The 25,593-nt window shown below is 42.4% G+C and carries 21 protein-coding genes; 14 read left to right on the top strand and 7 right to left on the bottom strand.

Annotation, left to right across the window (positions count from 1 at the left end):
• Window positions 1–269 precede the first annotated feature (269 nt).
• Window positions 270–1,586: a M48 family metallopeptidase gene (locus MKZ02_RS20635; protein WP_340855983.1), complete on the top strand. Its 1,317-nt coding sequence runs from the start codon at window positions 270–272 to the stop codon at window positions 1,584–1,586.
• A 129-nt stretch (window positions 1,587–1,715) separates the two neighbouring features.
• Here MKZ02_RS20635 and MKZ02_RS20630 read toward each other — a convergent pair whose 3' ends face one another.
• The gene (locus MKZ02_RS20630) at window positions 1,716–1,949 is read right to left on the bottom strand and encodes an IDEAL domain-containing protein (RefSeq protein ID WP_340855980.1); all 234 of its coding nucleotides are present in this window, start codon (window positions 1,947–1,949) and stop codon (window positions 1,716–1,718) included.
• A gap of 211 nt (window positions 1,950–2,160) precedes the next feature.
• On the opposite strand from MKZ02_RS20630, the gene MKZ02_RS20625 reads away from it, so the two are divergent.
• The 8 genes from MKZ02_RS20625 (at window position 2,161) to MKZ02_RS20590 (ending at window position 15,316) form a co-directional block, all read left to right on the top strand.
• Window positions 2,161–2,784: a TVP38/TMEM64 family protein gene (locus MKZ02_RS20625; protein ID WP_340855978.1), complete on the top strand. Its 624-nt coding sequence runs from the start codon at window positions 2,161–2,163 to the stop codon at window positions 2,782–2,784.
• 146 nt (window positions 2,785–2,930) lie between these two features.
• Window positions 2,931–6,410, top strand: coding sequence for a helicase-exonuclease AddAB subunit AddB (gene addB, locus MKZ02_RS20620; RefSeq protein ID WP_340855976.1), 3,480 nt, complete (start codon window positions 2,931–2,933; stop codon window positions 6,408–6,410).
• Between the two features lie 3 nt (window positions 6,411–6,413).
• Window positions 6,414–10,121: a helicase-exonuclease AddAB subunit AddA gene (gene addA / locus MKZ02_RS20615; protein ID WP_340855974.1), complete on the top strand. Its 3,708-nt coding sequence runs from the start codon at window positions 6,414–6,416 to the stop codon at window positions 10,119–10,121.
• 147 nt (window positions 10,122–10,268) lie between these two features.
• Entirely contained in the window at window positions 10,269–11,462 is a 1,194-nt protein-coding gene (locus tag MKZ02_RS20610; RefSeq protein WP_340855972.1) for a DUF418 domain-containing protein, read from the top strand.
• Between the two features lie 4 nt (window positions 11,463–11,466).
• Window positions 11,467–12,369, top strand: a complete 903-nt coding sequence (locus MKZ02_RS20605) for a fumarylacetoacetate hydrolase family protein (RefSeq protein WP_340855970.1) — start codon at window positions 11,467–11,469, stop codon at window positions 12,367–12,369.
• Between the two features lie 75 nt (window positions 12,370–12,444).
• On the top strand, window positions 12,445–12,807 hold the full coding sequence (locus MKZ02_RS20600; protein WP_120036472.1) for a YisL family protein: 363 nt from the start codon (window positions 12,445–12,447) through the stop codon (window positions 12,805–12,807).
• 306 nt (window positions 12,808–13,113) lie between these two features.
• The gene (locus MKZ02_RS20595) at window positions 13,114–13,527 is read left to right on the top strand and encodes a YjdF family protein (RefSeq protein ID WP_340855968.1); all 414 of its coding nucleotides are present in this window, start codon (window positions 13,114–13,116) and stop codon (window positions 13,525–13,527) included.
• A 283-nt stretch (window positions 13,528–13,810) separates the two neighbouring features.
• Window positions 13,811–15,316, top strand: coding sequence for an alpha-amylase family glycosyl hydrolase (locus MKZ02_RS20590; protein ID WP_120036474.1), 1,506 nt, complete (start codon window positions 13,811–13,813; stop codon window positions 15,314–15,316).
• Between the two features lie 71 nt (window positions 15,317–15,387).
• Here MKZ02_RS20590 and MKZ02_RS20585 read toward each other — a convergent pair whose 3' ends face one another.
• The 3 genes from MKZ02_RS20585 to MKZ02_RS20575 all read right to left on the bottom strand — a co-directional run bounded on the left by MKZ02_RS20585 (window position 15,388) and on the right by MKZ02_RS20575 (window position 17,738).
• Window positions 15,388–16,254: an SDR family oxidoreductase gene (locus tag MKZ02_RS20585; protein WP_340855966.1), complete on the bottom strand. Its 867-nt coding sequence runs from the start codon at window positions 16,252–16,254 to the stop codon at window positions 15,388–15,390.
• A gap of 107 nt (window positions 16,255–16,361) precedes the next feature.
• Complete coding sequence (locus MKZ02_RS20580; protein ID WP_340855964.1) at window positions 16,362–16,853, bottom strand: YajQ family cyclic di-GMP-binding protein; 492 nt, start codon at window positions 16,851–16,853, stop codon at window positions 16,362–16,364.
• A gap of 27 nt (window positions 16,854–16,880) precedes the next feature.
• Window positions 16,881–17,738: a DegV family protein gene (locus MKZ02_RS20575; protein WP_120036477.1), complete on the bottom strand. Its 858-nt coding sequence runs from the start codon at window positions 17,736–17,738 to the stop codon at window positions 16,881–16,883.
• A gap of 104 nt (window positions 17,739–17,842) precedes the next feature.
• On the opposite strand from MKZ02_RS20575, the gene MKZ02_RS20570 reads away from it, so the two are divergent.
• Window positions 17,843–18,697: a YitT family protein gene (locus tag MKZ02_RS20570; RefSeq protein ID WP_259455710.1), complete on the top strand. Its 855-nt coding sequence runs from the start codon at window positions 17,843–17,845 to the stop codon at window positions 18,695–18,697.
• 46 nt (window positions 18,698–18,743) lie between these two features.
• Here the strand turns inward: MKZ02_RS20570 and MKZ02_RS20565 are convergent, their stop codons facing one another.
• Window positions 18,744–19,577 (bottom strand): Cof-type HAD-IIB family hydrolase, encoded by an 834-nt coding sequence (locus tag MKZ02_RS20565; RefSeq protein WP_340855962.1) that lies wholly within the window; start codon window positions 19,575–19,577, stop codon window positions 18,744–18,746.
• Between the two features lie 190 nt (window positions 19,578–19,767).
• Here MKZ02_RS20565 and MKZ02_RS20560 point away from each other — a divergent pair, with 190 nt between their 5' ends.
• Complete coding sequence (locus MKZ02_RS20560) at window positions 19,768–20,076, top strand: metal-sulfur cluster assembly factor (RefSeq protein ID WP_049660688.1); 309 nt, start codon at window positions 19,768–19,770, stop codon at window positions 20,074–20,076.
• A 122-nt stretch (window positions 20,077–20,198) separates the two neighbouring features.
• Here the strand turns inward: MKZ02_RS20560 and MKZ02_RS20555 are convergent, their stop codons facing one another.
• Window positions 20,199–21,011: an undecaprenyl-diphosphate phosphatase gene (locus tag MKZ02_RS20555; protein ID WP_340855957.1), complete on the bottom strand. Its 813-nt coding sequence runs from the start codon at window positions 21,009–21,011 to the stop codon at window positions 20,199–20,201.
• Between the two features lie 193 nt (window positions 21,012–21,204).
• Here MKZ02_RS20555 and clpB point away from each other — a divergent pair, with 193 nt between their 5' ends.
• Window positions 21,205–23,802 (top strand): ATP-dependent chaperone ClpB, encoded by a 2,598-nt coding sequence (gene clpB / locus MKZ02_RS20550; protein WP_340855955.1) that lies wholly within the window; start codon window positions 21,205–21,207, stop codon window positions 23,800–23,802.
• 135 nt (window positions 23,803–23,937) lie between these two features.
• On the opposite strand, the gene MKZ02_RS20545 is transcribed toward clpB, so the two are convergent.
• Entirely contained in the window at window positions 23,938–24,120 is a 183-nt protein-coding gene (locus MKZ02_RS20545; RefSeq protein WP_120036480.1) for a YjzD family protein, read from the bottom strand.
• A 195-nt stretch (window positions 24,121–24,315) separates the two neighbouring features.
• Here MKZ02_RS20545 and MKZ02_RS20540 point away from each other — a divergent pair, with 195 nt between their 5' ends.
• Window positions 24,316–25,275 (top strand): BMP family ABC transporter substrate-binding protein, encoded by a 960-nt coding sequence (locus MKZ02_RS20540; RefSeq protein WP_340855953.1) that lies wholly within the window; start codon window positions 24,316–24,318, stop codon window positions 25,273–25,275.
• Between the two features lie 14 nt (window positions 25,276–25,289).
• The gene (locus tag MKZ02_RS20535) at window positions 25,290–25,481 is read left to right on the top strand and encodes a ComZ family protein (RefSeq protein WP_120036482.1); all 192 of its coding nucleotides are present in this window, start codon (window positions 25,290–25,292) and stop codon (window positions 25,479–25,481) included.
• Window positions 25,482–25,593: the final 112 nt, after the last annotated feature.

The following is a 25,593-nucleotide window of genomic DNA, read 5'->3' as shown; positions in this document are numbered from 1 at the left end:
TTGGAAGATCAGGACTGCCTGAAAGAGCATGCGTCAGTCGCTTTTAGGCAGTTTTTGTTATATTAAAGCACGGATGGCGAAAAAAGATGAATGGGCTGATTGGGTGAAAGAATGAATAAGATTACATGCTTGTGGACAAAGTGCTAGAATAATCTCTCATTTGCCCCCAGTTAATAAACAGCTTGGGTGAACAATTCTGTTTTTCTGTTCTAACTGGACAGCTTGTATATTAAATATAATAGAGGATACAGAAAGGAGTGAGGCGGGCATTGAAAAAGTGGGCTGTATTAGCTTTACTTGGGTATGGTCTGTTTGCGTTGGCCATTTATTATTATCTATATGGAATGGCCTCTGGACAACTTCCGGAGATTTATAAAGGGACAAGCGCCGACCCTTCTGCTTTCTTGAGCAAGGCAGAACAAGCTTTAGGAAAAGAATATTCAACAGTGAAGAACTTTTTATTTTTTCTCAGCGTCCCATATGAGTGGCTTGTTTATTTCTTTATCTTGATTTTCGGCCTTTCAAAGAAATTTGAAGAATGGTCCAAGCAAACTGTACGTTTTTCATTTGGACAGACAGCTATTTACCTGTTTTATTTATCGGTGCTGACATTTTTGCTTGCATTTCCTTTCCAGTATATTGGTTACCACTTTTCAAGAGTTTACAAAATTTCGGCTCAAACATTTCCACAATGGATGAGAAATGAAATCATCGACTTTTGGGTTAGCTACGCCATTATGCTCATTCTTGTGTTTGTCCTGTACGCCTTAATGAAGAAATTCAAGAAAAAATGGTGGCTGGCTGCGTGGGCACTGTTTGTGCCATTTACCATCTTTATGATGTATGTGCAGCCGGTAGTAATTGATCCGCTTTACAATGACTTTTACCCGTTAAAAGACAAGCAGTTGGAGGCGAAAATTTTGAACCTTGCGGATAAAGCAGCCATTCCAGCAGATCACGTATACGAAGTAAATAAGTCGAAAGAAACCAATACCCTGAACGCTTATGTTACCGGAATAGGGGGAAATGCCCGGATTGTCTTATGGGATACCACGCTAAAGAAACTGGATGACAAAGAAGTTTTATTTGTGATGGCTCATGAAATGGCTCATTACGTAAAAAAACATATTTACATTGGGATCGGCAGCTACCTGGTTTTTGCTTTTTTTGGATTTTGGCTTGCAGCCAAATGGATGGAGTGGGCGGTTGGAAAACATGGGGAGAAGCTGAAGATTAAGGAGTTGTCCCAGCTAAGGACCCTGCCTTTGTTTTTACTTGTGGTTTCGTTCATGGTATTTGCCTCGAGCCCTCTTTCGAATGCAATTTCCCGATTTGAAGAGCGGCAGGCTGATGCTTATGCCATTGAAATGACTCGTGATAAAGAAGCCGCCATTAGCGCTTTTCAGAAGCTTGCCCGGGAAGGGCTGTCAGAAGTAGAGCCTCCAGGGCTTGTGAAAATATTTAGGTATAGCCATCCAGCGATGGTTGAAAGACTTTATATGATAGAAACTTATCCGCTACCGGACCAAAAGGGAAAGAAAATGGAAGAGAGAAGCGGTGCAAGCGCTCAAAAAAGCCGGGACTGACCCACAAATACATGGCGCCTCTTTACAAAGAGGTGCCATGTATTTGTTTTTCTTCGAATCAGCCTCCGATCCAGTGTCTTATCGACATAAGGGGAGTTTAATATTAAAGAGGATTAGCTTAGAGAAGGATTAATTATTTTTAAATTTTTCCTCTAATTCATTTAGCTGGGCTGATAATTCGATAAATAATTGACGGTTTCCTTCATCCAGGGACTGATCGATCGCTTTCATTAGCTTGTGTTTTTCCTGTTTAAACAAAATGTCATTAAGCAAATTGTCAATGTAAGCAGCTGTTGCATTTTTTACTTGTTCACGCGGCATCGGGGACTTCATCATTTCGGCAAAATAATTGTTGTTTTCCATTTTCATCACCTCAGATACCTTTTTCTTATTATATGTGATACCCCAAAAGTAATCAACCAAAACTTTTAAAATATTTAGAAAACTATTATTGAGATAATAGAATAAATGTCTGGCTCTAAGTCTGTTTAAGACTCTTCAATTAAGGTTATACCTTTCATTGTGGTAAAATAAAAAAAATCGAACGTCAACGGATGTAAGGGGTACACCAAACATGAATGTTACCAGCCTGAAAGAGTGGTTTACACTTGAAAATATAATGGATCTTATTCAAAAATATGAATCATTTGGGCCAATTCCCGGCTTTTTTCTTCCACTAATTGAAGCGTTTTTTCCTTTTTTGCCTCTTGTTGTTTTTGTCATGGCAAATGCTAGCGCCTTCGGATTATGGTGGGGATTTTTGCTGTCATGGGGAGGATCGGTTACCGGTGCCTTTCTTGTTTTTTTATTTATTCGGAATTATGGCCAGCGTAAGCTGCTCTCTTTTTTGCATAGACACCGCCAAGTGAGAAAATTAATGAATTGGGTAGACCGCCATGGTTTTGGACCCGTTTTTTTACTTTTATGTTTTCCGTTTACCCCTTCTGCTATTGTCAATATTGTCGCAGGATTATCCCATATCAGCGTCAGGCAGTATTTGTTGGCGGTAATGGCAGGAAAGGCCGTTATGATTTTTACTATTAGTTTTATTGGCTACGATTTTTTCTCATTGATCAAAGAGCCAGGGCGTACGGCTATTCTAGGTGTTGTCATTTTTGTTTTGTGGGCAGTTGGAAAACAAGTGGAGAGGCATTTGAATCAAAAGGAAGGAAGAGAAAGAGAAAGAGAAAGAGGTTAGAAAGAGCGGCTAAACAGTCAGCTCTTTTTTTGAGCTCTTTGCTTTTTAGTCAATGAAGGTGACAGAACGTATGATCTGTATTAAGATAAAAGGATAAGCTATGCAGCTATAGGTAGAGTGTCTGGAACTTACTGGAGGGAAAGAATGTGTCTGTCCAATTTATAATTGGCCGGTCAGGTACCGGCAAAACGAGACGAATGCTTGAAACAATAAAAGATAGAGTGAAAGAACAACCGATTGGTGATCCTATTATTTATCTTGTGCCGGAACAAATGACTTTTTTATCAGAATACACATTAGCATCAGATCCGGAGCTTGGCGGGATCATTCGCGCTCAAGTTTACAGCTTTACGAGGCTTGCCTGGCGCGTGCTGCAGGAAACGGGAGGAATGAGCAGGCAGCATATTTCTTCTTCAGGTTTAAATATGCTCATTCGGAAAATTATTGAAGACAAAAAAGAGGAGTTAAAGATATTTGCTGGGGCAGCTGGGAAAAATGGGTTTATCAGCCATGTGGAGAACATGCTCACGGAGTTTAAACGCTACTGTGTGACACCGGAGGAATTAGCCGAGAAGCAGGAAGAGCTTGAGAGAAGCGGAGGAGCAAAAGCGCTAACCGATAAGCTTCATGATTTGCAGACAATCTACAGTGATTTTGAAGAAGCGCTAATTGGCAAATATGTAGACTCGGAAGATTATTTACGCTTGCTTGGGGAAGCTGCAACTGTCTCTGACTATGTAAAAAAGGCAGAAATATATGTGGACGGCTTTCATAGCTTTACTCCGCAGGAATATGCCGTATTGCAGCAGCTAATGAAGCAGGCAAAAAAGGTAACTATTGCGTTAACAGTGGATGCTCCGTTTCGATCGGCGCCGCCAGAGGATACACATTTATTCCGCCTGACTGGTGATACATATGCCAGTGTGTATGAATTGGCAGTGACAAACGGTATTAAAGTGGAGAAAGATATTATTTTAAAAGAAGGAGAACGGTATAAGGAGGAGAGCTTGAAACACTTGGAAGCCTACTTTGACCGTCGTCCGCCTGTTCCATTTAGACCATCTGATAATCTCTGTCTAATTAAGGCGGCAAGCAGAAGAGCAGAGGTGGAAGGAATAGCAAGAGAAATTCGCAAGCTTGCTCGTGAAGAAGGGGTGAGGTTCAAGCGAATGGCTGTCCTTGTTCGTAATGGCAAAGACTATCAGCAGCTGATGGAAACCGTGTTTCGAGATTATGAGATTCCATTTTTCATTGATCAGAAGCGTCCAATGATGAACCATCCCCTCATTGAACTGATCCGTGCCACTGTGGAGACAATCAACAGCAATTGGCGGTATGAGTCTGTGTTCCGCGTAGTAAAAACGGATTTACTGTTCCCGAAAGATGAAAATTGGCAGGTGCTTCGCGAAAAGGCGGACCGTCTTGAGAACTACGTACTTGCTTACGGAATCAAAGGAGAGCGCTGGGCAGAGAAGGAAAATTGGGGTTATCGCCGATTCAGAGGGCTTGAACAGATAAATAAGGTGCAAACGGATGAAGAAAGAGAAACAGAAGCTGAGTTAAATGAAGTAAGACGACTTATTGCCGATCCCATTTCTCGTTTGTCCCGCAGGCTTAAGAAAGCGAAGACAGGCAGAGAATACGGGGAGGCGCTTTATCTGTATTTGGAAGAGCTCTATATCCCTGAGAAACTCGAAGCGTTTAGTTTGGAAGCAGAAGAAGGGGGCGACCTCGTTACAGCGAGAGAACATAACCAGGCTTGGAACGCAGTCATGGAAATGATTGATCAATATGTAGAGGTACTTGGCGAGGAAGAAATGACGTTGAAAAAGTTTTCTGCCATTATCGATGCGGGGCTAGAAGCAATGGAATTTGCCATCGTACCACCGGCTGCGGATCAAGTGACAGTAGCGAATCTAGAGCTTTCCCGTCTTAGTGATGTAGAGGCGGCTTTTATTCTCGGCGTAAATGATGGTGTGTTGCCAGCAAGACAAATGGAAAGCGGGATTTTAGCAGATGAAGACCGGGAGCGCCTGCTTGCAGATGGAATGAAGCTTGCGCTCAGCAGCAGGCAAAGAATGCTTGATGAAGAGTTCACAGCTTACCGTGCATTTACTGTTTCAGCTAACCGTCTTTATATTTCTTACCCAATTGCAGATGATGAAGGGAAAACACTGCTGCCGTCCTTTTATATTAAAAGAATAAAAGAGTTATTCCCGACAATGAAGGAACGGCTGTTTGTTAATGAACCGTCTGAACTGAGCGAAGCGGAACAGCTGCAATACGTCTGCCATCCTGATCCTACACTGTCTTATTTAGCTTCCCGTCTGCAATTGAAACGTCTTCATTATCCAATGTATGACTTTTGGTGGGATGTGTATAACTTTTACATTGATCACGCCGGGCAGAAGGAAAAAGCGAAGCGGGTGCTGTCCAGCTTATTTTATAAAAATGATACAGAGCCGCTCGAAGAGACAACCAGCACAGAGTTGTATGGGGAAGAAATACTGGCCAGTGTGACAAGAATGGAAATGTTTAATAGCTGTCCATTCTCTCATTTTGCCCAGCACGGACTAAAGCTCAGAGACCGGGAGATTTTCCGGCTGCAGGCACCGGATATCGGCAATTTGTTCCATGGAGCGTTAAAGTGGATTGCTGATGAAGTGGAAAGGCGGGGGTTAAAATGGTCTCAGCTGTCAAAAGAACAGTGCCGGAAGTTAGCCGGCGAAGCGGTAAAACAGCTGGCCCCACAATTGCAGAACCAAATTTTATTGAGCTCTAACCGTCACCTTTATTTAACCCGGAAGCTGGAACAAATTATTTGGAGGGCGTCTTATGCGCTGAGTGGACACGCAAAAGCGAGCGGATTCTCTCCTGTCGGTCTTGAACTTGGATTTGGCCCTGGAGAAAAGCTGCCGCCACTCGCATTCACGTTGAAAAATGGCACAAAAATGGCGCTCGCCGGACGTATTGACCGGGTTGACCAGGCCAAAGGCGAGGATGGCATTTACTTAAGAGTCATCGATTATAAGTCAAGCGGACGCGATTTGGATCTAACGGAGGTCTACTACGGAATTGCCCTGCAGATGCTGACGTATTTGGATATTATTTGGACGTATTCTCCACAGCTTGTTGGGACTGAAGCCCATCCGGCAGGAGTGCTGTATTTTCATGTGCATAATCCTTTCATTAGCAGTAAGAAGCTGCTGACTCTGGATGAAATTGAGCGTGAATTATTTAAGAGATTTAAAATGAATGGGCTGATTCTTGGAGAAGATGAGGCGCTCCAGCTTATGGATGCTGATTTAGGTGAAGGGGCATCTCCGATTATTCCCGTTGCTTTCACGAAAACAGGCAAGCTCGATAAAAGATTTTCAAAAACCGCTGATAGGAAAGCATTCGATGGCATGAGGCAGCACGTGCGTCAACTATATCAGCAATCAGGGGATGAGATCGTCAGTGGAGAAGTGAGTATTGCCCCTTATCAATATAAAGAGAATACGCCATGTGGTTTCTGTTCATACCGTCCAGTTTGCCAATTCGATGAGGCGCTTGAAGAGAACAATTACCGGCTTATTCTACCTAAGAAAGATATTCTCGAAGATTTAAAGAAAGGAGGCCAATAAAGTATGAGTGAACTAATCATACCTGATAAGCCGACAGATGTTTCGTGGACGGATGACCAGTGGAAAGCTATTACAGCAAAGGGGCGGGATATCCTTGTTGCTGCCGCAGCCGGCTCCGGAAAGACCGCTGTTCTGGTAGAACGGATCATTCGCAAAATTACTGACCGGGAAGCACCAGTGAATATTGATGAACTGCTTATTGTGACTTTTACGAATGCAGCAGCTGCTGAAATGCGCCATCGGATCGGCACTGCATTGGAAGCGGAAATGGAAAAAGATCCGTCATCGAATCACCTGCGCCGACAGCTGACGTTGCTGAATAAAGCGCCGATATCCACCCTTCACTCCTTTTGTCTGGAAGTCATTCGTAAGTATTATTACTTAATTGATATTGATCCTGCTTTTAGAATTGCTGATGAAGGAGAACTGACACTCCTTCGTGACGAAGTGCTGGATGACTTTATGGAAGAGGAATACGGGAAAGAAGACAATGAAGACTTTTACCGGCTCGTTGACTCTTTCTCCAGTGATCGTAGCGACGAAGAACTTCAAAGAATGATTCAAACGCTATATGACTTTTCTCAGTCGCACCCACGTCCGGATGAATGGCTTAATGGACTTTCACAAATGTACGATGTAAGTGGCGAAGCCGAAGCGATTGATGACCTTCCGTTTATTCATACGTTAAAGTTCTATATAGGCCTCCAGCTTGAAGCGGCAGAGGAGATGCTGACAGAATGTCTTGAAATGGCCCAAATGCCGGGAGGTCCCGCTCCGCGAGAAGAAATGTTTATGAACGAGCGAGAGATGGTCCGCCGACTCCGTCAAGCGCTACCTTCCTGGCAAGAGCTTTATGAGGAGATGCAGGCAGTTACATTCAAGACGCTAAAGAGTTATAAGGGAGAAGAGTATGACGAGGAGCTGAAAGAACAGTCGAAGCATTTGCGAACAGAAGCAAAAAAGATTGTTGAAAAGCTGCAGGAGGAATATTTTTCGCATCAGCCGGAAAGCTATGTAAGCAACATGCAGGAAATGAAGGGAATTATTGCGGCGCTTGCTTATCTTATCCAGCGGTTTGCCGATAAATTTCAGGCAGTCAAGCTGGAAAAAGGCATCGTTGATTTTAGCGATCTTGAACATTTTACGCTCGCTATTTTGACGGGAGAGAACGGAGGGCCTTCTGAAGCGGCCTATGCTTATCAACAGCAGTTTAAAGAAATTTTCCTCGATGAATATCAGGATTTTAATATCGTCCAAGAGTCAATTGTCCAGCTGCTCAAAACAGGCGGAGAAGAAAACGGCAACGTCTTCATGGTAGGAGATGTCAAGCAGAGCATTTACCGCTTCCGTCAGGCGGAGCCGAATTTATTTTTAAGCAAATATCGTCGGTTTTCAACTGACGGGAAAGACAGCGGACTGCGCATCGATTTAGCACAAAATTTTCGCAGCCGTGCAGAAGTGCTGTCAGGAACGAATTTTTTATTTAAGCAGATCATGGATGTGAAAATCGGTGAAATTGAGTATGATCGTCAGGCTGAATTGGTGAAAGGAGCCGCTTATCCGGAGGAAAGGCCATTTCCAGTGGAAGTAACCATTATTGATCAAGAGGCGAAGGGGCATTCAGAAGATCCGGAGATGAAAGATGCAGCGCAGTCTGAGTTGGAAGCAAGATGGATAGCAGGGAAGATTAAGGAACTCATTGAATCAAGGCATCCTGTCTACGATCCGAAAACAGAAAGTGAGCGGCCGATAGAATATCGTGACATTGTTATTCTGCTACGCTCTATGACGTGGGCCGGGGCTATTAAGGAGGAATTTAAGCGCGCAGGCATTCCCCTTCATGCCAAAGTTTCAGGTGGTTATTTTCAAACTATGGAAATTACTGTTATGATCTCTTTGCTGAAGGTAATTGATAACCCTTACCAGGATATTCCTCTCGCCTCCGTCTTGCGCTCTCCGGTTGTAGGCTGTACGGAGAATGATCTAGCAGTGATCCGGCTTGCGTCCAAATCTGGTTCTTATTACGAAGCGGTAAAATCATTTGTCTCCAGTCAGCCTGAACCGCATGATGGAGAATTGCATGAGAAGGTAAGTAAATTCCTTGAGAAGCTGTCAGGCTGGCGCTCGCTTGGTCGTCATGGCGCTTTGTCTGCCCTTGTATGGCAGCTGTATCATGATACTCACTTTTACGACTTTGTCGGCGGTATGCCGGGAGGGAAGCAAAGACAGGCCAATTTACATGCTTTATATGACCGTGTGCGCCAATATGAAGACACTTCCTTCCGTGGGTTATTTCGTTTTCTGCGCTTCGTAGAACGAATGCAGGAACGAGGAGAAGATTTAGGGGAACCGGGTGCTTTAAGTGAACAGGAAGATGTTGTCCGCCTGATGACGATCCATGCATCCAAAGGATTGGAATTCCCGGTTGTTTTCGTTGCCGGCCTGAACAGGCCATTTAACACGATGGACTTATCTAAAAGCTATTTGCTAGATAAAGAGCTCGGCATCGGTACAAAATATGTGCATGCAGAAAAGCGGATCAGCTATCCTTCGTTGCCGCAGCTTGCCTTAAAGCGAAAAAAACGATTTGAATTGCTTGCTGAAGAAATGCGGGTATTGTATGTTGCGTTAACGAGAGCGAAAGAAAAGCTCTTCCTGCTTGGTTCTGTAAAGAGTGCTTCCAAAGAGATGGATAAATGGGAAAGGGCAGCAAAGAACCCAGAATGGATTTTAAGCAATGCATCAAGAGTTTCAGCTAAATCTTACTTAGATTGGATCGGCCCATCGCTCGTCCGCCATCTTGATTATACTGGAACAGCGCAAAGCCGCTCGGTAATATTTGATAATGATTCATCTAAATGGACCGTTCAAACAGTTGGAGCTGAGACACTTCAGCCGATGGGATTTGAAGAGGCAGAAGAGAGCGGGGGCTTGCTTGAAAAGGTTCAAAACTACAAGCATGTGCCTATTTCATCATTGTTTAAGGATGAAATAGAAGCGCGGATGAATTGGGCATATAAGTATGAGCCAGCCACCCATTTGCGCTCAAAGCAGTCTGTCTCTGATTTAAAACGCATGAATGAAATTTTTAATGAGGGAGCAAGCAACGATCTTGCCCGCCATTATCAACGGCCGATTTTCCGGCGGCCGGCATTTATGCAGAAAAAGACGATTACGGCAGCCGAAGCGGGAACGGCGCTTCATACGGTCATGCAGCATGTCTCTCTTGGTAAAGAGCCAGAGCTTGCAGAAGTTGAACAGCTGTTGAAAACACTCATTTCCCGGGAATTACTGACAGATGAACAAGCCGCAGCTGTCGATCCAGAAAAGATTGTTTTCTTTTTTCAAACTGACATTGGACAAAAATTGTTACAGGCCGAAGAAGTCTATAGAGAGACACCGTTCAATATGGGAATAGGAGCCAATGAGATCTATTCTGACTGGAATGGCTCTGACGAAGCCGTTTTGGTTCAAGGTGTAATTGACTGCTTATTTGAAAAAGACGGGGAATTGTATCTGCTCGATTATAAAACAGATCAAATCGCCGGACGCTTTTCGGGAGGATTTGAACAAGCCCGTGCGGTTCTGGAGAAACGCTACCGTGTGCAAATTCAGTTATATGCTCAGGCTATTGAACAAATCTGGAAGCGAAAAGTAGATCATAAGCTGCTCTTCTTCTTCGATGGAGGCCACTTGTTGTCAATAGATTGATAGGTTGATTGAAGCTGTCCTAAAGCTAATAGGCTTGGGGCAGCTTTTTTATGAGGGAGAGTTAAAGAGAAACTAACTTCTCCTGTTTGTTTCATTTTAATGATATGATGAAAACGATAATGGAAAGAGGAAAGGGGAAAGGCGAGTGTGCAGTTAACTCCATTGAAACACGAAGAGCGGATCACCACATTAGACAGTTTGCGTGGTTTGGCACTCTTGGGGATTTTTTTAGTTAATATGATTTCTTTTCATTCACCTTATTTTTACTATGATCCTTTCGAATGGTGGAAGGAACCGGAAAACTTTTGGCATTACCGTTGGATTGATATTTTTGTGCAGGCAAGTTTTTATCCGCTGTTTGCAATGATGTTTGGTTTCGGGACGGCTATGCAAAGGGAGAATGCCGTGGAAAGAGGCCAGTCATTTGTGCCGGCAGGTATCCGTCGTTTTTCTTTTCTATTAGTCATTGGAATGATCCATGCTTTTCTAATTTGGCCAGGTGACATATTAATAAATTACGCTGTTTTTGGACTTTTTCTGTTGCTGTTTTTACGGCTTTCTGGAAAAATATTAATTATCATAGGTAGCATATTGCTTTTACTACCGAACGTATTTCTTAGCATATTGCTCGTTCTTGCGTCAGTAGTGGACCCAACGAGTGCTGTGCACTGGACAGATATAGCAAGCATTGAGAATTCGATTGCTGCTTACGGCAGCGGCACCTTTGCTGAAATCACGCAACAGAGGGCGGCAGACTGGCTTATGGGAAATGAACCAGCTACTTTTTGGGTACAGCTGATCACCATCTTCCCACATTTTCTGATCGGGGCAGGCGCTCAAAAACTAAGGGTCTTTACAAAAGGACAGGCACGTCCTAAAGTTGCTTTTACTGCTTTTATTACTTTTTTTGTAGCAGGAATTACTTTAAAAGCGCTGCCTTATATGATTGATTCTAATCTTGCTTATGTGTATATTCAGGATTCGATTGGAGGACCGCTTCTCGCTGTCAGTTATGCAGCACTTGTAATAGGAATCAGTTCCATGGATAAGGCAAGTAGGCTTTTGAAGCCATTGGCGGCGGCCGGTAGAATGTCATTAACTAATTATTTGCTGCAATCGGTAATCGGCACGCTGATTTTCTATCATTACGGGATGGGCCTATATGGACAAATACAGCTTTCAACGGGTGTTTGGATAGCGATTGCTATCTTTGCCGGTCAAGTAATCTTTTCTGAGTTTTGGCTGTCCAAGTTTAAGAGGGGCCCGATGGAAACCTTGTGGAGGAAATTTACTTATGGGTCCCAAAGAGAAGAAAAAAAGATGATCACTAAAGGGGGATAAAGTGATGAAATTGGTCAGTTATCGTGTTAATCAAAGGGAAACATATGGTGTTTATGTGGAGAAAGAACAGACAATTTGGAATTTGCAGGCGTTAGAAGAAAGTGCAACGGGGGAGAGAACGCTTCCTGATACACTGCTTGAAGCGATTGCCTCAGCAGCGGAGCTTACAGAACGAGTAAGGCAGTGGATGGAAGCGGCCGGAGAAGGAGAAGAGAAAGCGGCAGCTGTTTCTGTAAAAGAGGTGGAATGGCTCGCTCCAATCCCGCGCCCATCAAAGAACATTATGTGTATTGGTAAAAATTATCGTGATCATGCCATTGAAATGGGTGGCGAAGAAAGTGTTCCAACAGAACTCATGGTATTTACGAAAGCACCAACTGCTGTGATTGCAGCCAATGAGTCAATTCCGGCTTATGAGGAATTGTCCAATGCGCTTGACTATGAAGGAGAGCTTGGAGTGATCATTGGCAAAAAAGGCAAGAGCATTGCAAAAGAGGATGCACTTGACTATATTTTTGGCTATACGATTATTAATGATGTGACAGCGCGTGATCTCCAAAAGCGGCACAAGCAATTTTTCCTCGGAAAAAGCTTAGATGGTACTTGTCCAATGGGACCGTGGATTGTGACGAAAGACGAAGTTGAAGATCCACACAACTTGGATATAGAAACGAAAGTGAACGGAGAAGTTCGTCAGCAATCGAACACGAAGCACTTTATCTTCCCGATTGATGACATTATTTCCACGCTATCAAAAGGCATGACCCTCGAGCCCGGAGATGTGATTGCTACAGGTACACCGGCAGGAGTAGGACAGGGGATGAATCCTCCAGGTCTTTTGAAGTCAGGGGATACGATTGAAATTAATATTGAACAAATTGGTACATTATCAAACAAAGTCCAATAATCTTAGCACAATATTTCCTTCTCTTCTGCCAAAATGATACTATTAGAAAAGAAAAGCAGAAAGGAGGGGGCTGACATGGAAAGCTTATTTTTTAACAGTACCCATTTACATATTACAACTTGGGTGATCGCGATTATTTTATTTTTTATCGCTGTTAGCAGATATTCCACGGGTGCTCATATGGCATTAAGATTGTTTTATGTATTGGTATTAATAACTGGTTTTCTGCTCTTTATTAGACACCATGGCATTAATGACATGCTCTATGGCATGAAAATGCTCGCTGGTATCCTGACAATCGGACTAATGGAAATGGTGCTTGTCCGCAAGAAAAAAGGAAAAGACACGAGCAAGGTATTGATCGGTGCAATTGTTTTGCTGATTATTACTCTTTACTTAGGGTTTAAATTGCCGATGGGCTTGAATTTCTTTGCCTAATATCAAGAAAGCTGTACCTGTTATTTCAGCAGGTACAGCCTTTTTTTGTTCAAGATATTGCAGGCTGAGCAGAGCTGCTCATAAAAAAGTATTTCTTTTATCGTTCCAGGAATGCCTGCTCATACGGCTGTTATTTTTATCTAAATACAAGAGTCTATTTACTATAATGGAATTAATTGTATAATAGAGTTGGAATGAAAAAACACGATCCGGTTGGTAGTCCGGATGCAGCAGTCCTTGCTGTAAGTAACCTTCCCCTCCTCGGGATGTCCGTCGTTCTAATTACTTTTAGAGGAGGGACCTATTATGAAACTAACCATTTCTTATAATGGTCAATTTTATGTAGGGATCATTGAAGTGGTATCTCAAAACACCCTTAAAGCTTATCGTTATATCTTTGGCGCAGAACCGAAAGAGCAAGAAATAATGGATTTTGTTAACAAGGATTTGCTAAGGTTCATTGAGAGGCACGATCAAAAGGGAATAACCATTCAACAGGATGCGCCAAGAAAAGTAAATCCGAAAAGGCTTCAGAGAATGGTCGCAAAAGAAATGAAACAGTCGGGGATTTCTACGAAAGCCCAGGAAGCCATTAAAGAAGAATATGCCCAGCGCAAGAAAGAAAAATCGGGTAAAATAAAACAAATTAAAGATGAGCTCAAGCAGTTTAAAAGAGACCTGAAAATCCAAAAGGCTAAAAATAAACACAAGGGGAAATAAGGTACACTTTAAATAACTGGCTGTTGAACAGCCAGTTATTTTTTCTTATATGCTTTAATTAAACGGGTGTAATAGAAGAGCACAGGTCTGGTATTAGAAGATAGACTCTATGGGGGAAGACTGCCTCTTAAATTGAATAACAGATAAAACCTTTTTAGGAACTGTCTGTTTTCTCGCTGATTTATTGTAGATTTGTTGAACTTTCTTTTTTGCGTTTGACGGCTGTCCCGGAAAAGCGTAATCTTAAAAGCGGTACGATCATTTATCGGAGGGGGAAGCGGAAGTGAAAAAGAAATTATTTTCGCTCGTCTTATTGCCGTTTCTTCTTTTATACGCCTTTCCTGTTAGCGCTGTAGAAAAAGAAGAACGAACGTGGCAAGATGAAACAATGTATTATATAATGACCGATCGCTTTCATAACGGTGATAGCAAAAATGATAAAGAGATTAATAATCATGATCTGCGTGCTTATCAAGGTGGAGATTTCGCCGGTGCAGCTGATAAGCTAGATTATCTGAAGGATATGGGCTTTACTTCTATTATTCTTAGCCCGGTCTTTGAGAATGCCAAGGGTGGATATCATGGTTACTGGATTACCGATTTTTATAAACCGAATCAGCAGTTTGGTTCCATAAAGGAATTGAATCATCTCATTAAAGAAGCCCACGACCGTGACATGAAAGTTATTGTCGATTTCCCTGTTACGAAAGTGAGTCCATCTCATCCGTGGACGAAGGAATCAGCCAAGGCGGATTGGTTTGTAACGAAAAGCGGTAAGACAGAGGAAGAATGGCTTGGACAAATGGCTGTATTAAATCTTGAAAATAAGGCAGTCAAGCAAGAGCTGGTCAAAGCCGGTAAATGGTGGATGAAGGAAGCAAAGGTAGACGGTTACTACATAAGTGATTCTGCTGATGCGCCTCTTTCTTTCTTGTCCGATTTTTCTGCCGAATTGAAGCAGCAAAAGAAAAACTTCTTTTTACTTGGCGGAAACAACGAAAAGACAGATATCAAACGTTTTGAACAATCAGGGCTCGATAGTGTAATGAATACGAATCTTGCTGCCCAGCTTCAAGAGCAATTTAAAAACATCAAGCAGCCGTCTGACAAAAGTGCGGCACTTGTCAAGGAGGCAGCGGGGGAGAAAGCCTTACTATCGGCGAACTATTTAGATTCCAACAAGACGGCGCGCTTTACAAAGAAGACAGTAGAGGAAAATATGTTTCCAGGTACACGTTGGATGCTGGCTTTAACCTATTTGTATACGATGCCAGGAGTACCGGTTGTCTATTACGGGTCGGAAGTAGCGCTTAACGGTGAAGAAGGACCAACAAGCCATCGCCTGCTTGGTTTTAAAGAAGATCAGGAGCTCGTTGATTACATAAAAAAAATCGGCGGATTGCGCCAGGAACTTCCGGCATTAACCCGCGGCTCTTATGAACCGATTTATGACAAGAATGGAATGACAGTGTTTAAGCGTCAATACAAAGATGAAACGTTAATCGTCGCTATCAATAATTCAAATAAAACTCAAAAGGTTACCATTCCTGCTGAGGAACTCGACCGCAACAAAGAATTGCGAGGGTTGCTTGAAGGGGGACTGGCCCGTCCAGAAGAAGAGAAGTTTTCGCTTATCCTTGATAGAGAGAAAGCGGAAGTTTATGCACTTACTGAAAAAGCCGGAGTGAATAAATTATTTATCACAGCTCTTGCTGCAGTTTATGTTATTTTTATGGTCTTTCTCTATCTTGTATGGAAACGGGGAAGAGCATCCCGGAAACAGGATTAAGGCAATTCTTAGTAAAGAAGGACTGCCAAAAAGCTGATCATTCCTGGCTTTTTGTGCAGTCCTTTTTTGTATTATCCGTTTACAATAGTACCACCATTTACGTGGATCATTTGTCCGGAAATATAACTTGAATCATTGCTTGCTAAAAAGACATAAGCAGGTGCCAGTTCAACCGGCTGACCAGCACGGCCGAACGGTGTATCAGCACCGAACTTTTCTACTTTTTCAGCTGAAAAGGTAGAAGGAATCAATGGTGTCCAAATAGGACCAGGGGCTACGCCATTTACGCGGATGCCGTCTTTAGCAAGAGAGCCGGCAAGAGAACGAGTAAATGAGACAATGGCTCCTTTGGTCGCCGAATAATCAATTAATGACGGATTTCCTTTGTATGCTGTAATAGAAGCTGTATTAATAATACTAGCTCCTTTTTTTAAATGAGGAAGAGCAGCTTTTGTCATATAAAAATAGCCGAAAATGTTCGTGCGGAATGTTCTTTCCAGCTGCTCTGCTGTAATATCAAGCAAGCTTTCCTGTGGATGCTGCTCACCGGCATTGTTGACGAGAATATCGAGCTTGCCAAAGGCATCTAACGTTTTTTGGACGGCTTCTTTACAAAAATCCTCAGAGCCGATATCCCCTGAAATAAGCAAACACTGCTGGCCTTCTTCTTCAACCAGTTTCTTCGTTTTTTCTGCATCTTCGTGATTCTCTAAATAAACGATAGCAACGTCTGCACCTTCTCGGGCAAAATAAACAGCTGCTGCCCGGCCAATCCCGCTATCAGCTCCGGTCAGCAACGCCTTTTTGCCTTCAAGTTTTCCACTGCCTTTATAGCTGCTGTCTATATGATCAGGTTTCGGATGCATTAACTCTGTTTTTCCCGAATGAACGTCCTGATGCTGTTTCGGAAAGGTTTTCTTTTGTTCTTGTTGACTCATCCAATCACTCCTTGTACAAATTCTATATCCAATGTATCTTTACCCAGAGTGTGGAGGTTTAATCATAAAAAAACCGGTTGGGTATCCCCAACCGATCAAAATGAACATTAACGGAAATTCACGAATTGTACGTCTACAGCCAAATCTGCTTCACGGACCATAGCCATGATTTTTTGTAGGTCGTCTTTGTTTTTTCCGGTGACACGCAACTGGTCTCCTTGAATTTGTGATTTTACTTTTAACCCGCTGTCTTTAATCAAGGAATTAATTTTCTTTGCTGTCTCTTTATCAATTCCCTGTACGAGTTTGGCACGCTGGCGAACAGTGCCGCCTGATGCACCTTCTATTTTTCCGTAATCAAGGTTTTTTACAGGTACAGACCGCTTAATCAATTTGCTGAGCAAAACATCTTTCAATTGATCAAGCTTGAACTCGTCATCTGAAGTGAGAACAATTTCTTCATTATCGAGGGAAAGATCACTTTTGCTCCCTTTAAAATCATAACGGGTTTGGATTTCTTTCAATGCTTGAGTGATCGCATTTGACACCTCTGAAAAGTCTACCTTTGAAACAATATCAAATGAATTTTCTTTAGACATATCTTTTCCGCCTTTCTATTGTTATCTTTATGAGGATGGTGTTTTATTTAAGAAAAACAAGGCAATTGTTCCGGGTCCTGCATGGGAAGCGATTGCTGAACCAATAATATGGGTAAAAATCTCTTGACAGTGAAAACGCTCGTTAATCATTGATTTAAGCAGTTCTGCTGCCTCGGGGTCATCACCATGGCTAATAGCAATCCGTTGTTTGTTAAGATCTTCGCCGCGCTGTTCCATAATATTGAGCATGCGATTAAACGCCTTTTTGCGGCCGCGGATTTTTTCGATAGGTACAAGCTTGCCTTCTTCTACATGTAGAATCGGCTTAATATTTAATAGCCCGCCAATCCAAGCAGCTCCGTTGGAGAGCCTTCCGCCTTTGGCAAGGTGACCAAGATCCTCAACGGTGAAAATATGCTCCATGTGCTGGCAATGGAATTCAATATCCGATATGATTTTTTCTTTCGGCCACCCTTTTTGCAGACAATCGGCTGCCTGCATGATGATTAATCCATAGCCTAAGGAAGCAGCCTTTGTATCAATGATGGTTAAGTCAAGGTCAGCATATTTTTCTTTTACTTGATCGCGAACCATCACAGCAGTTTGATATGTACCGGAGAGGGCAGAAGAGAAGGCAGGATAAATACCGGGCTCTCCACTTTCGGCAAGTTCCGTAAATAATTTTTCAAGCAAAAGTGGGGAGATTTGGGACGTTTTTGGCATTTCACCTTGGCGAATAGCCTGGTATACTTCTTTGGGATCGATGCCTTTTATATCTTCATAATCTTCACCGTACAAATGAACATGAAGCGGAATGAGTGTGACCTGATGTTTTTCGAAAAAATGGAGCGGCAGATCACAGCCTGAATCAGCGAATAGCTTCATTTGTTGAATACCCCCTTTATCTGTAATAATTGTAAAGGCTTCATCGAAAAATAACAATTAAATTTAATCTGAACTGCCTGGCAGTAGAACAAGGAGGAGAGAAATTGGTAAAAGAATCAGTTTGGAGTTTATCAAAGAAAGTCATTATCGTCATTATTGGGGCGTTTTTAAACGCGCTTTCCATGAATCTTTTCTTAATCCCAGCTAATGTGTATGCAAGTGGATTTCAAGGCGTGGCTCAGCTGCTGTCAAACATTTTTACTTCTTTCACACCGATTAATGTATCTGTAGGATTTTTACTCATCTTATTAAACATCCCGGTAGCGATTCTTGGCTGGATGAAAGTAGGAAAGACGTTTACCATTTTTAGTTTTTTGTCCGTTGTTGTTTCTACCATTTTCCTTGAACTCATCCCTGTAAAAGCTGTGTCACAAGACATTATTTTAAATGCAGTTTTCGGTGGAGTCATTGGAGCAACCGGTGTTGGCTTAACGCTAAAGTGGGGGGCATCAACTGGCGGTCTCGATATCGTTGCCATGATTCTTTCAAGGATGAAGGACCGGCCAATCGGAAACTATTTTCTCGTCATGAATGGGATTATTATCTTGCTCGCAGGTTTAATCTTTGGCTGGGAAAAAGCCCTCTATACATTGGTAGCGTTATACGTTTCCACACGTGTAGTCGATGCGATCCATACCCGTCACGCTAAATTAACTGCTATGATTATTACTGATAAATCCGAAGAGGTCAAGAAGGCGATCCATGCCAAACTTGTGCGGGGGATCACCGCCCTGCCGGCAAAGGGAGCTTTTTCAGGTAAGGAACGTGAAATGCTGATGATTGTTATTACGAGATACGAGCTTTACGATTTGGAACGAATCATAAAAGAAGTAGATCCGAATGCTTTTACCAATATTGTAGAAACAGCAGGAATTTTTGGTTTCTTCAGAAAGGATTAAAAAAGAGCCGGCTTGTACGCAAGCATAGCGTGCAACCCGGCTTTCTTTAAATCGCAGATTTTTTATCTATGGCGAGATTTAATTTGGACTCTAAGAAGGCAGCCACCCCATCTTCTTCGTTCGTTAATGTGACCTCATTGGCGATATTTTTTAGTTCATTAATAGCATTGCCCATGGCCACTCCAGTTCCGGCATATTCAATCATTTCCAAATCGTTGTCCTCATCGCCAAAAGCAATAATCCGCTCCCTAGGGATGTTCAAATCAGCTGCGGCCCGTTGAATGCCGACTGCTTTATTTAGTCCTAATTTAACAAGCTCAATCACATGCCACGGGGCAGTCCAGCGTCTATGGTGAATGACTTCTGCATGAACCTCGCTTAGGTGATCACGAATGAGCGGAGCTGTTTTTTCAGTGGCGTGGATCAGCATGCAGGTAGGGTCATCATTAAGCATCCGACGCAAATCGCCGCTAGTAATAGCCGGATCCCCTAAATTAAACAGATTAATCAGCCGTTCATCATGATAGTGAAAGTACAAATCATCCTGCACTTCCGCAATAATATTATGGAAATCAAAGTTATGGCAGGCTTCCACAATTTCAGAAGTTGTTTTCAAGTCCATTGGTTCATGGTAGATTCCCCAGCTATTATTTCTAGGATGATGGACGAAAGCCCCATTAAAATTCACGATGGGTGTTACAAGACCTAGCTCATTGTAATAAAGTCCGCTGGAGCGATAAGGACGACCAGTAGCAATCATTACTTCATGTCCTTGCTCCATTGCTTTTTTTAGCACTTCTTTTGTACGGGAGGAGATTTGTTTATCATCCGTAAGCAGTGTTCCATCTAAATCGACGACAATTAAATGTTTTTCAGCCATTGACCCGCAGACACTCCCTTTCATGGTTTCTCTTTCTTAAGTGTACGCTTAATTTAATACTTATGTCCAATGAAGCATAGATATTTACATGAAATTTACCTGTTTGTTGGAAAATAAGCATGGAAGGTGCTAATTTGTCCACTGCTTTGTTATGATAGGGATAAGCCAAAGCTTGAAGGAGGAAAAAAGCATGGATCAGGATTTAAAGGAAAATATTTTAGGGGCGCTAGAGCAAGTCGTTGACCCGGAGCTTGGTATTGACATCGTTAACCTTGGGTTGGTATATGATGTTGATATGGATGAGGCAGGAAAAACAAAAGTAACGATGACATTAACATCAATGGGCTGTCCGCTTGCTGGCATTATCGTTGACCAAGTGAAAGCTGCACTCGCAGATATTCCCGAGGTAAAAGAAGTAGAAGTTGATATCGTTTGGAATCCACCGTGGTCACGGGATATGATGTCACGCTATGCTAAAATTGCTCTTGGTATTCAATAATAAAGTAATAAAGAAAAAGCACTCGCTTGATCAAGCGGGTGCTTTTTCTATTTTCCTATTAAGAAACCTGAGATTAGGTGTTAGAAGGCGAGCTGTGTTCGGATTAGAATCAATGTTTTGAATTAGAGAAACAGCAGTACGAGTGGGCCAACGATAAAGCAGTAGATGGCAAAGTATTTCAAGTTTCCTTGCGCCATAATGTTCATAAACCATTTTAATGAGAAATAAGACATGACAAACGAGCCAATAAAAGCCACTGTGTAGGGAATAGCCAACTGATGCAAGTTAGGGTCTTGCAGAATATCTGAAAAGCTTAAAATCATGCCGCCGACACTGACAGGAATAAACAGAAGGAAAGAGAAACGAAGAGCTGTTTCCTGCTTCATGCCAAGTCCCATAGCAGCAACAATGGTTGCTCCAGAACGGCTGATTCCAGGGATAAGAGCCACTGCCTGGGCACAGCCGATAATCACGGCATCTCTTACTCTCATATCGCCGTCATTTTTGCGTCCTCTTAAGTTACGAATCGTCCAGAGAGCGATTCCTGTGATGATAAGCGTAATAGCTACCGTACGTACGGACGACAACTTGTCTTCAATAAAATCGCCGAATACAATACCGATTATACCGGCGGGAATAGTGGCGATAAGCAAGTATACGATAAACATAAACTCGGAGCGATCCTCCGGATTACGGTCTTTTATGTAATGAAATCCGTTAGCAGCGAGCCGTATAATGTCTGAGCGATAGACAGCCAACACAGCAAGCAGTGACGCCGAGTTAACGAGCAGTTCAAAAGACAGCCCTTTAATTTCGATGCCAAAAAAGTGCTTGGCCAATTGAAGATGCCCGCTTGAAGAGATCGGAATCGGTTCAGTAAAGCCTTGAAACAAACCCAAAAACAAATATTTTAGTAGCAAATAAGTGTTTTCCAATACAGCCTCCTCCATTTAATTCTTTTCACTTTTATAATGTAGCATGGTTGGGAAAGAAAGTATAAAGATATTCTTTATATATGATTCGTTTGTGGACAATATTTCCTTTACTGGCTTTATGCTTTACTTTTTACATTGTAAAGCCATATAATTTAGAAAAGGTCAAAAAAGGTCAAGAGAGGTGGAAAGCGATTTGGACATTGAAAGAATGACATTGTCAGTACAAGAAGCACTAGCTCAGGCTCAAAAGGCAGCTGAGAAAAATAAGCATACGGAAATCGATCTTGCCCATTTTCTACTGGCGCTTATTGATCGGCCGGACAGCTTGATGTCCCGGATTATTGAACGGTCGGGTAGTGATGATGCAAGATGGCGGGCATTTCTCCAGGAGGAGCTTTCAAAGCAGCCATCGATTGCTGGCACTGATGTGAAGTATGGGGCCTACCTTTCGACCGTCCTTCAGTCTGTTTTAAATGAAGCAGAACGGCTGAAGGAAAAGTGGGAAGATGAGTACCTTTCTGTTGAACATATTGTTTCTGTTCTTGCCGATGCAGCTGATTATGCGACAAAAAGTTTTCTACAAAAAGAACAGCTGACAAAAGGGAAGATCAATAAGGCCATTAAAGAGATAAGGGGGAATCAAAAAGTGACATCACAGCAGCCAGAAGCAGGCTATGAAGCGTTAAAGAAATATGGACGTGATTTAGTGGAGGAAGTCCGCTCAGGAAAGATGGACCCAGTGATTGGACGTGACAACGAAATTCGTCACGTTATCCGGATCCTTTCCCGAAAAACAAAGAACAACCCAGTGCTGATTGGTGAACCGGGAGTGGGAAAGACCGCTATTGTTGAAGGATTGGCACAAAGAATTGTTCGCAAGGACGTACCGGAAGGACTAAAAGATAAAACGATTTTTGCTCTTGATATGAGTGCCCTTATCGCGGGAGCAAAATTTCGCGGAGAATTTGAAGAAAGACTAAAGGCAGTTTTAAATGAAGTAAAGAAGAGTGAAGGACGGATTCTGCTGTTTATTGATGAACTGCATACGATTGTTGGAGCTGGAAAAACTGAGGGGGCTATGGATGCCGGTAATATGTTAAAGCCGATGCTTGCACGTGGAGAGCTGCATTGTATTGGGGCGACAACGCTTGAAGAGCATAGGAAGTATATTGAGAAAGATCCGGCATTAGAGCGTCGGTTTCAACAAGTACTTGTTCAGGAGCCGACACCGGAAGACACGATTTCAATTTTAAGGGGCTTAAAGGAACGGTTTGAAATCCATCATGGAGTAAAGATTCATGACCGGGCGCTCGTTGCTGCTGCTGTCCTATCTAACAGGTATATTACCGATCGTTTTTTACCTGACAAAGCGATTGATTTAGTTGACGAGGCCTGTGCTACGATCCGTACAGAAATTGACTCGATGCCGAGTGAACTGGATGAAGTGACTCGCCGTGTTATGCAGTTGGAGATTGAAGAAGCAGCATTACAAAAAGAGACGGATGTATCAAGCAAAGAAAGGCTTGAGCAACTGCAGGAAGAGCTCGCTAATTTAAAGGAAAAAGCGAATGAAATGAGGGCGCGCTGGGAGTCAGAAAAGGAAGCCATTGGCCGAGTACAGGAAAAGCGGGAGCAGCTTGAAAAGTTGAGAAGAGAGCTGGAGGATGCGGAAAGCCGCTATGATTTGAACAAAGCTGCAGAGCTGCGCCACGGTAAAATTCCAGCTGTTGAGAAAGAGCTTGTCCATTTGGAAGAGGAAATGGAAAGAGCCAATCAAAATGATAACCGTTTGTTGCGTGAAGAAGTGACCGAAGAAGAGATTGCTGATATTGTCGCCCGCTGGACGGGTATTCCTGTAACAAAGCTTGTGGAAGGAGAACGGGAAAAACTGTTGCGCTTAGAGAGTATTATGCACGAGCGGGTTGTTGGGCAAGACGAGGCGGTTCAGTTAGTGAGCGACGCCGTACTCCGTGCACGTGCAGGAATTAAAGATCCGAATCGGCCCATTGGTTCATTTATTTTCTTAGGGCCAACTGGTGTTGGTAAAACAGAGCTGGCCAAAACGCTCGCTAATACATTGTTTGATAGTGAAGAGCAAATGATTCGTATCGATATGTCGGAATATATGGAAAAACACGCGGTCTCCCGCTTGATCGGTGCACCTCCCGGATATGTCGGTTTTGAAGAAGGAGGACAGCTGACAGAAGCATTGCGCAGAAAGCCGTATTCCGTTGTACTGCTTGATGAAATTGAAAAAGCGCATCCAGAAGTGTTTAATATCTTACTGCAAATGCTTGATGACGGACGAATAACTGATTCGCAGGGCCGAACTGTCGATTGTAAAAATACAGTGGTTATCATGACATCTAACATCGGCTCTGACTATTTGCTTGATCGCAAAGAAAATGAAGACGAAATCCTGGAAGAAACGAAAGAGAAAGTCATGCGGCAGCTGCGGAACCATTTCCGTCCTGAGTTTTTAAATCGCGTAGATGACATTGTTCTCTTTAAACCGTTAAGCTTGGAAAATATTAAAGGCATCGCCGAGCGGATGGTTAATGATTTAAAGAAGCGGCTTGAAGATCAGCAAATCAATCTGAAGCTTACAGAAGAAGCGAAAGAATTTATCGCGAAAGAGGGGTTTGATCCGGTATATGGGGCGCGGCCATTGAAACGTTTTATCCAGCACCAAATTGAAACGAAGCTTGCCCGGGCGATTATTTCCGGATTGATCCTTCCTCACAGTGAAGCGATTGTTGATGTGGAGAACGGAGAGCTAATTATCAGGTAAACGGAAAGCAGCTATTTTATAACAGCAACAAACCTCCGCGCTTCAAAAGACAAGCATTTTTAGTCAGCCTGGTGCTATAGGCGAAGCTCGGCTATAAAAACAAAAACGGCTGCTTGGGGCAGCCGTTTTTGTAATTTAATGCTGTTCAGCATGATCGTCTGTAATTAATGTAGAAAGAACAAACAGGATAATAGTTGCGATAATAGAGAGCATCAAGCCTGTCATGAAGCTGAATTCAGCGCCGTTCATTGAGCTGACAACGTATGTTAACATCTCTGTCAATAAGAAAGTCCAGAAGAAAGTCATAATGAATTGCATGAAATATCCCTCCTTCAAAAGAAGATATGTATATAAGCCAACATTAATCATAGCACAGTAGAGATACAGTTTGAAATGAATTTTTGTCAGTATTTTTAACATTTTTATTTATCTTATTCGAAAAAACTTTTTCTTCTTAATAAATACAGTTAAGATAAAGGAAGGTGGGTGTTGGTATATAAAAGGAGAAAGAAAATGTTCAACAAAAGATTACTAGCTATACTAGGGATTTGTTTCATGATGGTTCTTGCAGGCTGTTCAGGAAAACAAGAATCGAAAAAGCTGGAGAAAGTCGGTCTGCTCGTTCCTGATACAATTAACGATCAAGTATGGGGAACAAATGGATATAAAGGCATGTTAAAAATTCAGAATGCCTATGGAACGGATATTTTCTACAAGGAAAATATTAATTCCCAAGCATTAGTAGAACGAGCTGTAGAGGAGTTTTCACATAAAGGTGTAGATATTGTATTTGGTCACGGCAATGAATACGCCGATTATTTCAATAAGCTAGCCCCAGATTATCCTGATATACATTTTGTCAGCTTTAATGGCAATGCAGATGAAAAAAATACGACAAGCTTAAAATTTGAAGCACATGCAATGGGATTCTTTGGGGGGATGACAGCAGCCCATTATTCAAAAACAGGAACGATCGGGATCGTAGCAACACACAAATGGCAGCCGGAAGTCAAAGGATTTGTAGAAGGAGCGAAATTCGAACGCAACGATATTCGCGTGGCAACAGAATATGTAGAGAACTGGGATGACAGAGAGAAGGCGCTGCAACTGCTTGACAAAATAATTGCTGAGGACGCCGATGTTGTCTATCCAGCTGGGGATGGCTATAATGTACCTGTTATCGACAAATTAAAGGCAAATGGCTTGCATGCTATCGGTTATGTATCCGATCAGTCGGATCTTGGCAAAGACACGGTTTTGACAAGTACAGTACAACACGTGGACCAGCTGTATGTACTCGTTGCCGACCAATTTGTGAAAGGAAAATTGAAATCTGGTAATCTTCATTTTGACTTTGCAGATGGAGTTATTTCTTTAAGCCCTTTCAGTCCGGAAGTGGACAAAGTCTTCCAAAAGAAAATAAATGCGGATATTAACCGATATATCAAAACAGGCAAATTGCCAAATAAATAATCGGAGGAATAAAGATGAACGAGAATAAAAATATGGAATTTATGCAAATTGCTATGAAGTACTTACCGGAGGCACAAGAAAAATTAAAAGAATCAGGAATAGATTTCTCTATGGATTTAATAGAACCATTCATGGGGATGTTTCTTAACGTCATGAATGAAGCATACGAGTTAGGTAAAAAAGAAGCACAGCAAGAGAATAATTAATCAAAAAGAGACGGCCCCGCGATTCATCGATGATCGTGGGGCCGTCTCTTTTCTGTTGACTTGTTAAAGGTGGATGCTTTTTCATCTGTTGGTTGTAGCGGAGCTCAACAAT

Origin of the sequence: Pseudobacillus sp. FSL P4-0506, from assembly GCF_038003025.1 — a bacterium.
GTDB lineage: Bacteria > Bacillota > Bacilli > Bacillales > Domibacillaceae > Pseudobacillus.
This window is presented reverse-complemented; position numbering and strand designations above follow the sequence as displayed.

Coding starts and splice junctions, on each gene's coding strand:
- MKZ02_RS20545 (WP_120036480.1), bottom strand. CDS start 24,120: ATGCAATTCATTATGACTTTCTTCTGGACTTTCTTATTGACAGAGATG.
- MKZ02_RS20580 (WP_340855964.1), bottom strand. CDS start 16,853: ATGTCTAAAGAAAATTCATTTGATATTGTTTCAAAGGTAGACTTTTCA.
- MKZ02_RS20560 (WP_049660688.1), top strand. CDS start 19,768: ATGGATCAGGATTTAAAGGAAAATATTTTAGGGGCGCTAGAGCAAGTC.
- MKZ02_RS20625 (WP_340855978.1), top strand. CDS start 2,161: ATGAATGTTACCAGCCTGAAAGAGTGGTTTACACTTGAAAATATAATG.
- addA (WP_340855974.1), top strand. CDS start 6,414: ATGAGTGAACTAATCATACCTGATAAGCCGACAGATGTTTCGTGGACG.
- MKZ02_RS20600 (WP_120036472.1), top strand. CDS start 12,445: ATGGAAAGCTTATTTTTTAACAGTACCCATTTACATATTACAACTTGG.
- MKZ02_RS20595 (WP_340855968.1), top strand. CDS start 13,114: ATGAAACTAACCATTTCTTATAATGGTCAATTTTATGTAGGGATCATT.
- MKZ02_RS20575 (WP_120036477.1), bottom strand. CDS start 17,738: ATGAAGCTATTCGCTGATTCAGGCTGTGATCTGCCGCTCCATTTTTTC.
- MKZ02_RS20535 (WP_120036482.1), top strand. CDS start 25,290: ATGAACGAGAATAAAAATATGGAATTTATGCAAATTGCTATGAAGTAC.
- MKZ02_RS20540 (WP_340855953.1), top strand. CDS start 24,316: ATGTTCAACAAAAGATTACTAGCTATACTAGGGATTTGTTTCATGATG.
- MKZ02_RS20585 (WP_340855966.1), bottom strand. CDS start 16,254: ATGAGTCAACAAGAACAAAAGAAAACCTTTCCGAAACAGCATCAGGAC.
- MKZ02_RS20630 (WP_340855980.1), bottom strand. CDS start 1,949: ATGGAAAACAACAATTATTTTGCCGAAATGATGAAGTCCCCGATGCCG.
- MKZ02_RS20605 (WP_340855970.1), top strand. CDS start 11,467: ATGAAATTGGTCAGTTATCGTGTTAATCAAAGGGAAACATATGGTGTT.
- MKZ02_RS20565 (WP_340855962.1), bottom strand. CDS start 19,577: ATGGCTGAAAAACATTTAATTGTCGTCGATTTAGATGGAACACTGCTT.